This window comes from Spirosoma validum (assembly GCF_014699035.1).
GTDB classification, from domain to species: domain Bacteria; phylum Bacteroidota; class Bacteroidia; order Cytophagales; family Spirosomataceae; genus Spirosoma; species Spirosoma validum.
Window position 1 is genome coordinate 169393 of sequence record NZ_JACXAA010000003.1, and the last position, 12672, is coordinate 182064.

The following is a 12672-nucleotide window of genomic DNA, read 5'->3' on the forward strand; positions in this document are numbered from 1 at the left end:
CGGGCAATCAGGATAGAACAAAAAGAAAGCAGGTAAATATATTTTGTGGAGAAAGAACCCCGAAAACTACTACGTGTGTGGAGACCGTTCCACAGTTTTTTGTGTAATAGCTTGGTTGTTAAGCTGATATAAACTATCTTTGTTTTATAGGAATTGCACTTTTTGGGGACGGAGGTATGGGTAGAGTTTAACAACATACATTCCGTCTATTTTTTTCACCTAACCGATAACTGTATGAGTTTAATCATGTCCCTTATGTTGTTTTTTAGCAACATAAAATCGGCGGAGGTCCTTCCGGGCCTCATACAGAAAGGCAAAGCGTCTTTTTACTCCAAGAAGTTCAATGGTCGTAAGACTTATTACGGTGAGCGCGTTAGCGCAGGATCCCTGGAAGGTGCTCACCTAACCCTGCCGTTGAATACGTTGGTTGAGGTTACAAATCTAGATAACCAGCGATCCGTAATTGTACGAATCAATGATAGGGGTCCTTTTTCCAAAGGTCGTGTCATTGACCTAACCCATGCGGCTGCCCATGCCCTTGGCATGGTTTCGAAAGGAATCGCCAACGTATCGCTGCGGGTTGTCGGAAAAGGCCGTGCTATAGCTTCAGCCCCTTCAGTGTTTAGCACACCCATCGCTTACCAGCCCCTGTTAGAGCCAGTTTTGTAAGCTAGTCACGACCGACTACATGGCCCGAGCCGTTCGATATCTCCCTGTGCAATTCCTGCGGGCGATGTCGAACGGTTCTTTTTTTACGTTGTAGGTAGAGAAAGAAAGCGTAACGATGATCGAAAAAAGACCTATCTTTCCTCTAGCGTCTTACGTCTTTCTTCTGTCAACGGAAATAGTATGAAACAACCGCTTAATCTGGGTCAGGTACGTTCGTTCGGTAATGTCGAATTTCTGGCCCGCCAACTGGTCGAAGGCTTTATTACCGGCCTCCATAAATCACCTTTTCATGGTTTCTCTGTGGAGTTTGCGGAACACCGGCTCTACAACACCGGCGAAACGACCCGGCATATCGACTGGAAAGTATTTGGTAAGACCGAAAAACTGTTTGTCAAACGCTACGAAGAGGAAACGAACCTACGCTGTCATTTGCTGATCGATACGTCGTCGTCTATGTATTATCCCGAATCGAATTACGGGAAAATGACATTCAGCGTGATGGCCGCTGCCTGTTTAGCGTATATGCTTCAGCGTCAGAAAGATGCCGTCAGTCTAACAACTTTTGCTGATGCTATTGACCTACAGACGCCCACGAAGTCGACACCGTCGCATGTGCATAAACTGTTTACGCAACTGGATCAATTAATGCAGCAACCCAATCCGTTACGTAAAACCTCAGCTGCTGACGTGATTCATCAGGTCGCCGAGAAAATTAACAAGCGGTCATTGGTCGTAATTTTCAGTGATATGTTCGATAATAGCGAAAAGTCGGATGCGCTTTTTTCGGCATTGCAGCATTTACGGCACAATCTGCATGAAGTGCTGCTATTCCACGTAACGGACAAGAAAACCGAAGAGAATTTTGCCTTCGATGAACGCCCGTATGAATTTATTGACCTCGAAACGGGCGATAAAGTAAGACTGCAACCCGGACAGGTACGCGATACGTATCAGCAGGCGGTGCGGTCGTATTTTCAGGAGTTGAAAATGCGGTGCGGTCAGTACAAAATCGACTTCATTGAAGCTGACATCGCTCAGGGATTCGACCAGATCCTAACGTCCTATCTGGTGAAACGGACGAAAATGAAATAAGTAAGGTAGCGTGGGCTTTAGCCCGCGTAGCCGTAGGCTAAAAACACAGCTATAAATTAGCCTACGGCTACGCGGGCTAAAGCCCACGCTACCTTACTTCTTCACACTTGCTTTGGCGTTGGCAGGTGCTTTGGAAACAGGATGTTGCTTTTTGTAAAACAGCATAAAGTCTTCAATCTGCTCCACAGGAAGTTTTCGGCCAATGATTCGTTTGTCCTTATCAAGCATGTAAACCGTTGGCGTCGTCCAGACATCGTACTGCTTGGCGTAATTCGTACGATTGGCCATATCCATACCGTTAATGGCGTTACCGAGTTTAAACTCTTTGATGAATTTCTTCCATTCCTTTACGTCCTGATCAATGGCAATGGCCATCACCTCAACGCCTTTGCCTTTATAGTCATCGACAAATTTTTGCAGTTTAGGAGCGCTTTCCCGACAATGTCCGCAGGTTGGTGAATAAAAAAACACGATCGTATAGTCGGCTTTAATAGTCTGCATAATAATTGGTTTGCGGAGCGTATCCGTGATCACAGGAGCAACCAGTATCTTGCCAACGAGATTCGGTTTCATGCTGGCCACCCGTTCGCCTACATTTTTCAGCGTCGATGAATCCGAGACGGTCATAATGCCTGTAGCGTAATACTTCTCGAACATGTGCACAAATACGCCATCGGTACCCATCACTTTCGGCTGTTCGTATGGGCTGGTGATGTAATAGATCGTGTAATATCTAATCTCTTTATTTTTTCCGGCGATGGCCTTACTCACTACGTAGTCGGCCTCTTTAATGAGCGAGTCCGACACCTGAACGGTTAGTTCCTTGATGTACCGATCAATTTTTCGTTGCAGGAAAGGCGTCCGTACGAGTCGCTCGTCGGCGAAGTCAAAACCATCCCAGAAGTGACTCTTAAAATAATTGAAAACCCACACGGAGTCGGGACGGCCATTCGCGAGTTTAGGAGCCGGTGGAACTTCAGGTTCCGCGCTGGCTTTGAGCAAGGTAACCGTGAACGTTTTCGCATTATCAGTCAGAAATTGCCGACGAAAGTCGTTGGCCTGTTTCTGCAAAGCACTCATTTGTTTATCGACGGTGGCATCAGTGCGTCCTTTCAGCGCCTGTGCTTCCGTGAATAATTTGCTAAGTTGCTGCTGGTAGGAGTAGAACAGTTCATTCTCTTTTGAGCCAGTCACTTTCATGGACTGTACCGTATTGACTGTGTCGGTATCGAATGAAAATTCCTGGTCGTCGGTAATGAGAAGCTCAATGTACCGATTTTTGGGCGCTACAGCGAGGTATAAGCCTTGTGGCAGGCTTTTCTTCCCTTCAAAAATCAAGTTGCCAGCACCATCGACACGCGCTGTGTCCTTAGGAATATACTGAGTTGCGCCCAGGTAATGAGCTAGTATGCAGGTCGTATCTTTCAAGCCTTTAATATGGCCCGTGATCCTGAAACCGTCCGATGCGGTGTTGTTGGCTGATTGCGCCCAGGTGGCAGATAAGAAAAGCAAACCGAGGAGCGCCGTCAGAACGAGGTTTTTCATAAAAAGTGGTACGTATCTTCGCAGATTCAGAGTAGTACAAATTTACGTAAGAAGTTCAATTTTCGGTTCCAGGTTCCAACCAGGCCCTGGTAGCAGTTCACTACGTTGCCAGCAGAGGAGAACAGGAACCGTAAAGGGATAGAACGCCTTAGTTTACAGAACGTTTTTCTCGGCTTTTATAGTCTATGTTTTATTTCTTTTCCAAAACGATTACGTATCTGTTGACGCCCGCTGGCTGGCTGATTACGGCTTTACTGATCGCTTTTTTTACAAAAAATGCCCGACGGCGTCGCCAATTAATTGGTTTAGCGCTTAGTATCTTCTGGTTATTTGGTAATTCGTTTCTGGTCAATGAGTTGGCTTTATGGTGGGAATATCCCATTCAACCAACACCTGCTGATTCATCGGTGCGGGTAGCGGTTTTATTGACTGGTGGCTTAGTAAACGGTATAAAAGAGATTCCCGGCGATAAACAACAGCGTGCTGATTGTTTTTTGCTGGGGCGCGAAGCTGACCGCGCTGGGCAAGCTTTGTATCTTTACAAGACTGGAGCGGTTCAGAAAATTCTGATCAGCGGTGGCTCTGGTAATTTGCCGTTTCAGACCAAAAGTCTGAATGATGAGGGGCAGATGACCGCTCAGTTTCTGCGAGTGGCTGGTGTTCGGCCTGATGATATTGTGTTGGAAAATAAGTCACGCAATACGCACGAAAATGCCCTGTTTTCAGCGCAGATGCTCCAGAAAACCTTCCAAACGAACCGGTGTGTATTGGTAACATCGGCTTTGCATATGAACCGGGCCGTAGGCTGTTTCAAGAAAGAAGGTATTGCGGTAATTCCGTTTCCAAGCACGTTTCTGAGCGGACGGCGGTCATTTGCCCCAGGCGAATGGCTATTGCCCAACGAAACCGCTTTCTTCAATGCGTATTACCTTACTCGCGAATTAGTCGGCTACGTCACGTATAAGGTGATGGGATATATGTAGACCTATAAGGTTTCAAAAACCCTATAGGTAGGGTGTCCAAAATAGAATAAAAAATTAGGCTGACTGGAGTTTTTTGGTTCGTTTAATCACCAGATTTTCAGTGAGGTTATTTCGCTCCCATTGTTGAATATCTTTCAGGAAAACGTTCTCTAGGCTTTTTTTGAAATTAAATGGAGCCGCAGTCGCTGAACCCAGGTAGGTATACAATGGCATGACCTGTACGAAGCCGGTTACCCCATAAAGTGGATTGGGCGATTTTTTTGCTTTATACATCCCGATAAGCGATTCGATCACATCAGAAGAGGCATGCCAACTAGGGCCCTCTGCTCTTGATTTACCACTCTCTTCACTTAGATAACGGTCAATCGCATGGATTAACTGGCGGGTTCTCTCATTGTTACAGTTTAGATGCCTGCCGATGATCGAGCGGCAAGTTTGGGCGGTCTTTCGACAAATCCCTTTTTGTTTGAGTTCGCGCTGCAACTGGTTGATACAGTCAATCACCTCGGTCAACTCCTCGATAAAAGAACCATAACGGGGAATGAAGCTAAAGATCTGCTGCTCGTGGCTGGTTAAGGTATGGAAATGCTGGAGCATCCGGACAGACCAGGCACAAATGGGCGACAGATTGAGGAAGCGGGCCAGGGTTCGTTGCTTGGGCGGCAGCAGATAAGCGATAGGCTTCATTATTTCACGAAACCGCACCTGCGAAACTTCCTTCATATAGGCAATGAATTCTGGATCGTTTTTGTAGACGCGCTCCAGTAACATCCCCAGAGTATGGCCCACATCCCGGATATGGACACAGCCCGAGTCTCGGATAGCCTTGCTCAGGCTGGATCCATTGTCACTGATAATGTAGCGGGGAGAAACTCCCAGTTTTTGGATGCTCTTGGCCAAGTCTTGCGCTATCTTTTGGCTGTTCCAGCTAGGTTGTACGCTGATGTTGAGCACGCATACATCTTGATGAGTAGTGGCAAGGGGCTCGGTCTTCTCAGCCTTTATGCCAAGGGTGAGCAACATTTTCTCGCTGCCTATCATCATGCTTTCATCCACAATCATGGCATAATCGCCCTCGTTTTCACCAATCGACCCAGGGGGCTCTTTGTAAATAAAATAGCCACTCTTTTTCACCCAGTTCTCAATCGAATTGCGGTTGGGTACACTGGCAAACTCCCACCCCAAGGTTTCTTTGAGAATGGAAAGCGTTTTGACCACTCCCCTGAACCCACAGCCGAGCTTTGTGTAAAGCTGTACGCTCAGCGAGACGACTAATTCAGGATATTTATGCCGCTTTATGGGCTGTAAAACCAGGCCTTTGTTTACTTTTTTTTTAACTCCAGGGCCAACACCTTATTCTTCTGCTGGCTGTCTTGTAGGTTCTGCTCCAGCTTGCTAATGGCCTTATCTTTCTGCTTGACAAGTAGTTTCAAGCGTGTATTTTCTGCCGCCAAATCTATATCCTTTGCCAAAATAGTAGCTTTGTTTATTGTGGGTGATAATAATAAACAAAGCTACTATTTTGGCTCAGATTCAAAGTAGGCTTTTGGACACCCTACCCTATAGGTCTGTCTTGATGCGTTACACACTCAGAATTTTTACCATTCGGAGTAAATCCTCACTAATTGGCTTGGGTAAGCGAATAGTATCCCGGAAGGGCGTGTAAACCAACTCATTGTTAACGATGCCTGCCATTACATTTTTTTCGCCATTCATTAAGCCTTCCAGCGCGCCCAAACCTAAACGACTGGCCAGAATCCGGTCGTAGGCGGTTGGAATACCTCCACGCTGAATATGACCCAGCGTGGTTACCCGCATATCAATTTCCGTTTGAACCTGCTGGCGAATCTTCTCTGATATCTCAACGGCATTGCCTTCTTCCTCACCTTCCGCAATGACAACAATAGAGGATGACTTCTGACGGCTCCAGCCCGATTTCAGTGCTTCAACAACTTCTGAGATAGGGGTTAGTACTTCGGGTACCATCACCATCTCTGCACCACCGGCAATACCCGATTGAATAGCAATGTATCCGGAATCGCGCCCCATTACTTCAATAAAGAAAATCCGGTCGTGTGAATCGGCCGTATCGCGAATCTTATCGATGGCTTCCAGAGCGGTATTTACAGCCGTATCAAAACCGATTGTGTAATCTGTGCCGTAAAGGTCATTATCAATCGTGCCCGGTGCGCCAACGGTTGGGATGCCGTATTCGTCATAGAAAAGGGTAGCGCCGGTGAACGTACCGTTACCGCCAATGGCCACCAAGCCTTCTATATCAAATTTTTTAAGCTGCTCGAACGCTTTCGCCCGACCTTCGGGCGTCATAAACTCTTTACTACGGGCCGATTTCAGAATGGTACCTCCTCGCTGGACAATGTTACTGACTGAGTGCGAAGACATCTGAAAAATATCGCCATTTATCATCCCGCTGTACCCCCGGCGGATACCGAACACTTCGATGCCGTGATAGACCGCCCCTCGGACAACCGCCCGGATGCAGGCGTTCATACCCGGCGCGTCGCCACCCGAGGTAAAAACAGCTATTCGTTTCATAGGTTGATTCTATTTTTAGAGAATTTCACAAAAAGGTTAGGTGGGTACCCGTAATAAACCCCGCAAATTTATCCGCATTTCCCAATCAAAAGATATGTATCCGGGAATTATCCCATTGTTTTCACACAAATTTCACAAAACATCACCAATTGACCTTTTATAAGCTTTTTGAGAGAAAATGTCAGCAATGTCTATGTAGAGCGAAATATTTTATCGGGGAAATGAAATTATACCAAATGTTTACCTCATATTGAACCTGCTGGCTCTTATAAGAATCTGAATATGATTACGTATTGTTGTCAGTAAGCCAAAGTGAGTTACCAAAACTTTAAACCGATCCATAAGTGATTTACGATGTTGTTGTACCGATAAACCGCCCATTAAATACCTGCACAAAATAAACGGCAGAAATTCGATGGTTTGAGCGGCTTTCAGACACCGGATTTCCCAGTCCAAATCAGCGCTTAGGTTATTTGTCAGATAATCAGGGGCAATCGACCGTTTCGGAACAAAAGCCTGATGACAAACTTTCATGCCAAGGCTCATATCCTGCCAGGTCAACTGTTGAGGAAGAACATGTGGAGTTACCTGGCTTCGTAAGCCAACCGGAACTGTTTCCCCTCCTTCATCCCGAACAAAAAGTGCATCGCTGTAGTAAACGTCAGCCTTTGTAGCACTAATTTGGTCTAACAGCTTCGATAGGGTTGTTGAATCATACAATTCATCACCCGCGTTCATAAACCAGACGTATTGTCCCTTCGCCCGATGCAATCCTTTGTTCATGGCCTCATAAAGGCCCTTGTCGGGCTCCGAAATCCAGTTCGTAATATGCGTTTCGTAGCGTTTAATGATGTCTATCGTCCCATCTTTCGATCCTCCATCAATCACGATATATTCAAAATCGGTTTCCTGCTGAGCCACAATACTTTGAATTGTGCGCTCCAGAAACCGCTCAGCGTTATACGTAATCGTGATGATGGAGACTGTTGGCATCGGCGAAAGAGTGAACGAGTAGTCTTACTCACTCATCAATTTTTGATACAGTTCAATATGCTGTCTTGCTACTACGTCTTCCGAAAACCGGCTTTCGGCGGATTGCCGGGCATTCTGACGTAAGCTTTCCGGATTCTGGTGAGTTAAGACAAAAGCCAGTCCGTCGGCCAGTTCCTGCGCTGACCCGGCATCAGCCAGATACCCGTTTTGTTGATGATCAATCATTTCGGGAATGCCGCCCGTACGAAACCCCACGACCGGCGTTCCACACGCCAGTGCTTCAATGACCGTATTTGGTAAATTATCTTCTAAAGAGGGCACCACCATTACGTCTGTTGCATTGTAAGCCGCTACAATGTCGTCTTCGGTGGTTAAAATGCCGAGGTGCCGAACTGGGTAAGGCAACTCATTAAATAAATAGGATCGTCCTTTGCCAAATATCAGAATTTCGGGGGTTAGATCGGGATGTTGCTGATTCAACAGTACCAGAGCTTCGGCGAAATACCGAAAGCCTTTACGCGTGTCCGTTACGTTGGCACTGCCAAATAATAGCCTTGGTTGGTCAGTGTTGGGTAAATCGAGTTGGGCATTCGCTTCCGTGCGGTCAATAGGGCAGAACGCATGTTGATCGATGGCATAAGGAATCACCGTAAAAGGAAAATCACGTAGCAACGTACTACGTTTGGCCTCGTTTGTCAGCCAGTGACTAGGTGGTGTAAAATGCACCTTAGCCTTTTTGAAAATTGCCTCTTTCTGTTTAAAAACGCGGTACGACAGATCTTTTTCGTCTGGTTTTTTAAGATACGGACAGTGATGGCAATGCGTTAGAAAATGATCGCAACCACGCGAGTAATGACAACCACCTGTAAACGCCCATTGATCGTGCAGAGTCCAGACGATGGGCTTACCTAAATCGAATAGCGAACGCAATCCGTCAAGTGACAGAAAACCGAAATTGATCCAATGCAGGTGTAATACGTCCGCTTGTTGAATGGCCGGATGAAAGTCGAGGTTTGCCCCGAATCGGGCTGGCGAAAACTGAAATCGTACAGAAGGATCGCGTTCCTGCGGCAAAAAATAGAGTCGTTCGGCGACAAAACGACCGAAAGCCGTTTGTTCCGCCAGAAAATTATTGGCCAGATACGTAACGCCGGGCGCTGGTCGGTGTGGTTCAAGCCGTTTGGCTGTGCCGACCAGTATCGTACTTTCGACCGCTGTACCTGTCCATATCTGCTTTTGCAGGGCCCGATGCAGCCGATTGGCGGCCACGGCGGCCCCACCAAACAGATGATACGTACTTAAGTGCGTGACTCTCACCGACCGAAGAGTTTATCGAATTTTTTGACTACCTCAGGCCAGAAACCCAGCCCGAATACTCGTCCCCAAATTCGCCGACGTGAGTAGCTTTCCATCTCGGCAAAAATCGGATCTGAAAACCGGCTTTTGGCTTTCTGCGTGAGAATGAGCGCGAAGCCATGCTGCTTCAGCGTTGTAGCAAATACCCAGCCCAGCAATAGATTCCGCTGAGTTAACGTAGCGCCATCGGCAAAGCGATTGAGGTACGTCATTTCACCCCAAACGGCGCTGTTTTTAAGTGAGAACAGGACGAACTTTTTCAACAACGGCTGACTCGTAAAACTGTCCAGCAGAGCAGGTGTGATACGTGGTGATCCTTTCGGAAGCAGTTCCGCGAGCCAATGACTCTTTGTTTCTTCCATGAATTGCAGGACCTGGTAAAGCTTGTCCTCACCATCATAAATCGACGCGATGCCGGGTTCAAATTCAGCGGTTAGCACACGCTGAATTCGGTTTTCCCCAAGATTACGAAACAGCCGGAGGTCGGTTCCCTGTGAGTCGGTTTTGAACCAGTCGACCTGTTTGATTTTCAGACCATCGAGCGTCGAGCGCAGGCTGCGCGTTTTGAGCTGAACGACCTTTGTCGGTTCGAACTTTGGCGCAAAGGCATATTCCTGAATCAGATCGGGTCGGGGACGTAACAAACTGGAACAGTGGGGCGATGCGGTCAGATAAAAATCGGACGTATCGTCTTCCGATTCCGTACCGGTAACAATATGGTTGAACGTGTACAGCTTACGAAAATGACTCGACTCACTTTCGACATAACCGAAATCGCGGTCGTCGGCGTCGAAGGCGATGCAAACGGCGTATTTGGCAAAGGGTTTCCAGCGCGCATGTAATTCGCCTGATGCACCAACATCCACCAAAACAGGTGGTTCGGTCTGGAATTCAGGGCGGGAAAGAATTTTATCAATCATCTAGTTAGACGTCATTGATTGTCATCAAATGGTCATTCGTGGTCACTGTTCGTCATTCTTTGTTTTGACGGTGCATGACAAGTAATGACTACCGATAACCACAAACGACTATTTTCTGTACGCAAAGATATTCAATTGCAGGTCCATGCTGTCGTTCCCTTTGTAACGATGATTGACCAATGGCGCGTGGCGGTACTGACTGGTGTTGATATAATACCGAAAACCGCTTTCTTCCAGCACCTGCATTACGTCGGCCAGCGTTTGGGGGTGATCGAGGTACGCGTGAAATTCAACGAACAGATTCTGAACATGGGCCAGCGCGTCGCGACAATCGAGTAATACGTCGGTTTCAGCGCCTTCAATGTCCATCTTGAGCATGTCGATACGTGTTTCACGCAACAGATAATCGCGAAGCCGCACAGAGGGCACCAGCTTCCGATCCGTTTGCGAGAAGATGGAGGCTGAATCAGCCTGATCGCTGCCAAACAAAATACCCTCGTCGTTCGTCCAGACGGCCTTGGTAATGACCTCAACGTTCGAAATCTGGTTTTGCTTCAGGTTATTCTGCAATAGCTCGCTGATGTGCTCATCCGCTTCGAATACCACGATTCGGGCAGTAGGATACGTCTGTCGGAAATACACAACGCTCGTGCCAATGTTGGTGCCACAATCGAAAATGACGGGAACTGAACTGGTTGTGTAGAATCGATAAAACTCATCGACGAAAATCTCCCGAAACTGCCAGATAAACGACAACGCATCAGGAACCCGAAATTGATAACGACCAAACGTAACGTCGGTAGACTGATTACGGGGCCTGTTTCCATATCGTAGTGCCAACCCCAGCAACCGACGTCCTTCCACCGAACGTAGCAGTCGGGCTGTTTCAGTAAATAAAAATCGAAAAACCCACATATATATTCTTGTTTTGTCATGCTGACGAAGGAAGCATCTTACACTTCGCTTATATGAACGTAATGAAGCTTTAAGATGCTTCCTTCGTCAGCATGACAAAAACAAATCAGTAGTTATTTCTGTAGAAACCGTTTTCTAAATCCCGCTACGGTCTGATTAACCTCTGACGATAGTTTCAACCCAACAATTAACCCACCAAACAAGGTTGTGATTAACGCTGACCGCCAGGCAATATCAAACACAAAGCGCCACTTTGGATCACCTGAACTCGGGTATGAAACCTGCACCGATAGCCACCAGACAGCAGCGGCCAGAACAATAACTGCTACGTTACGCCAGGTAAACGGCTGCATGCGAAACGCAAAGCCGACAAACAATGTCCGGGCGAGGTTATACAACAAGGTTGCCAAGGCACCACCAATAGCCGCTCCGTTGATGCCAAAACGCGGAATCAGATAATAGTTGATAGCGATGGTAAAAAACGTTAGCGCCACAAAAAACAGCGAATCGTAAATATAATACCGTGAGGTGTTCAGAATAATACCGTTAATACCTGTTGCCATATCGATCAGTTTGCCCAGACCCAGCCACAGAATGACATAGTAGCCGGCTTCGTAACCAGCAGGCAAAAACTGAAAGACGTTGGGTAGATTAGCCGCGACGCCCACGAAAACCAGGCAACCCGCAATGAGCTGATTTAAACAGCTTTTGCTATAAATCTTCGTAATGTTTTGCAGATCGTTACTCTTCCAGGATTCGGCAATGAGCGTCCCCGAGACTTTGTAAAGCGCCGTGGCCGGAACCGCAATAACCGTTGCAAAACTGGCCGCAATACTGTAAACCCCTGTAGCCGACAAACCCAGTTCCTTCGCGTTGTTAATCATCACCTTATCAATGGTCAGGATAATTTGCGATGATAGGGCGGTGGTAAGGGTCAGGGCCGCGTAGCGCGTCAAGTTTCGACGTAGTTCGGGGTCCATCGCAAAAAAGCGACGACGAAGAAATAACGATTCGTCGCGGGCAACGCTGAAAATCATGAGAACTGTTTGCAGAAAAAACGCCAGCAACCATAATCCTAAAAACTGCGGAAACGTAACCCAGCCTAACCAGTACGTTATCCCCGCCAGCAGAATCAGAACCCGTTGCACAAACTGTTGCAGCAACGTACCTGTAACAGGGTCGTAGAGCAGCCGGGCATAATTATCGAAAACGGTGAAATAGACCGTAAACAGCGTCAGCGGAATCAGTAAGTAATAATAATCAACGAACAAAGGCGACTGCCCCTGATTATTCTCGATAATCCACGGTCGGGCTAGCCACAGTCCCAATACGCATAGCCCAAAACCAATCAACGTCGTCAGGCTAGTCATGAACAGGTAGCCGTTATGCTGACGCTCGGCGTTTCGGAAATAAGGAAAATAACGTCCACCGGCTCCATTGGTACCCAGATTAGAGAGTTGAGCCAGCACCAGCGACAGCGAAATTAGCAAACTCAACAGACCGACCTGCGCCTTGCTGAACAGATTTGGAAAGAAAATTCCCTGCGTCAGAAAGCCGACGGCTACCCCGGCGTAGGTGTAAACCGAACTTTGAATCGTTTGCCGTTGGATGATACCCATGTAGTGAATGAGCGAAAGAGTGAA

Annotated in this window: 12 protein-coding genes; 3 read left to right on the forward strand and 9 right to left on the reverse strand. The window is 47.1% G+C overall.

From position 1 onward, the window contains the following. The first annotated feature begins 234 nt into the window (after positions 1 to 234). Positions 235 to 669, forward strand: coding sequence for a septal ring lytic transglycosylase RlpA family protein (locus tag IC230_RS09440; RefSeq protein WP_191038744.1), 435 nt, complete (start codon positions 235 to 237; stop codon positions 667 to 669). Positions 670 to 849: 180 nt separating this feature from the next. Further along, a complete protein-coding gene (locus IC230_RS09445) occupies positions 850 to 1761 on the forward strand; it encodes a DUF58 domain-containing protein (RefSeq protein ID WP_191038745.1) in 912 nt (303 codons plus the stop codon). 93 nt (positions 1762 to 1854) lie between these two features. Here IC230_RS09445 and IC230_RS09450 read toward each other — a convergent pair whose 3' ends face one another. Beyond that, the gene (locus IC230_RS09450) at positions 1855 to 3306 is read right to left on the reverse strand and encodes a TlpA family protein disulfide reductase (RefSeq protein WP_191038746.1); all 1452 of its coding nucleotides are present in this window, start codon (positions 3304 to 3306) and stop codon (positions 1855 to 1857) included. 185 nt (positions 3307 to 3491) lie between these two features. Between IC230_RS09450 and IC230_RS09455 the strand changes: the two genes are divergently transcribed. Then, positions 3492 to 4289 carry a YdcF family protein gene (locus tag IC230_RS09455; RefSeq protein ID WP_191038747.1) on the forward strand — a complete coding sequence of 266 codons (798 nt, stop codon included), beginning with the start codon at positions 3492 to 3494 and terminating at the stop codon, positions 4287 to 4289. 54 nt (positions 4290 to 4343) lie between these two features. On the opposite strand, the gene IC230_RS09460 is transcribed toward IC230_RS09455, so the two are convergent. The 8 genes from IC230_RS09460 to IC230_RS09495 all read right to left on the reverse strand — a co-directional run bounded on the left by IC230_RS09460 (position 4344) and on the right by IC230_RS09495 (position 12648). Then, a complete protein-coding gene (locus IC230_RS09460; RefSeq protein WP_191038748.1) occupies positions 4344 to 5507 on the reverse strand; it encodes a hypothetical protein in 1164 nt (387 codons plus the stop codon). A gap of 104 nt (positions 5508 to 5611) precedes the next feature. After that, on the reverse strand, positions 5612 to 5761 hold the full coding sequence (locus IC230_RS09465; protein ID WP_191038749.1) for a hypothetical protein: 150 nt from the start codon (positions 5759 to 5761) through the stop codon (positions 5612 to 5614). A 109-nt stretch (positions 5762 to 5870) separates the two neighbouring features. Further along, on the reverse strand, positions 5871 to 6845 hold the full coding sequence (gene pfkA / locus IC230_RS09470; protein ID WP_191038750.1) for a 6-phosphofructokinase: 975 nt from the start codon (positions 6843 to 6845) through the stop codon (positions 5871 to 5873). Positions 6846 to 7085: 240 nt separating this feature from the next. Beyond that, positions 7086 to 7838, reverse strand: coding sequence for a glycosyltransferase family 2 protein (locus IC230_RS09475; protein ID WP_191038751.1), 753 nt, complete (start codon positions 7836 to 7838; stop codon positions 7086 to 7088). Positions 7839 to 7862: 24 nt separating this feature from the next. Further along, entirely contained in the window at positions 7863 to 9155 is a 1293-nt protein-coding gene (locus tag IC230_RS09480) for a glycosyltransferase family 4 protein (RefSeq protein ID WP_191038752.1), read from the reverse strand. Beyond that, positions 9152 to 10114 carry a hypothetical protein gene (locus IC230_RS09485; RefSeq protein ID WP_191038753.1) on the reverse strand — a complete coding sequence of 321 codons (963 nt, stop codon included), beginning with the start codon at positions 10112 to 10114 and terminating at the stop codon, positions 9152 to 9154. Before IC230_RS09485 ends, IC230_RS09480 begins: the two co-directional genes overlap by 4 nt. Positions 10115 to 10222: 108 nt before the next feature. After that, positions 10223 to 11029, reverse strand: coding sequence for an FkbM family methyltransferase (locus IC230_RS09490; RefSeq protein WP_191038754.1), 807 nt, complete (start codon positions 11027 to 11029; stop codon positions 10223 to 10225). Positions 11030 to 11142: 113 nt separating this feature from the next. Further along, entirely contained in the window at positions 11143 to 12648 is a 1506-nt protein-coding gene (locus IC230_RS09495; protein ID WP_191039288.1) for a lipopolysaccharide biosynthesis protein, read from the reverse strand. Between the last annotated feature and the right edge of the window lie 24 nt (positions 12649 to 12672).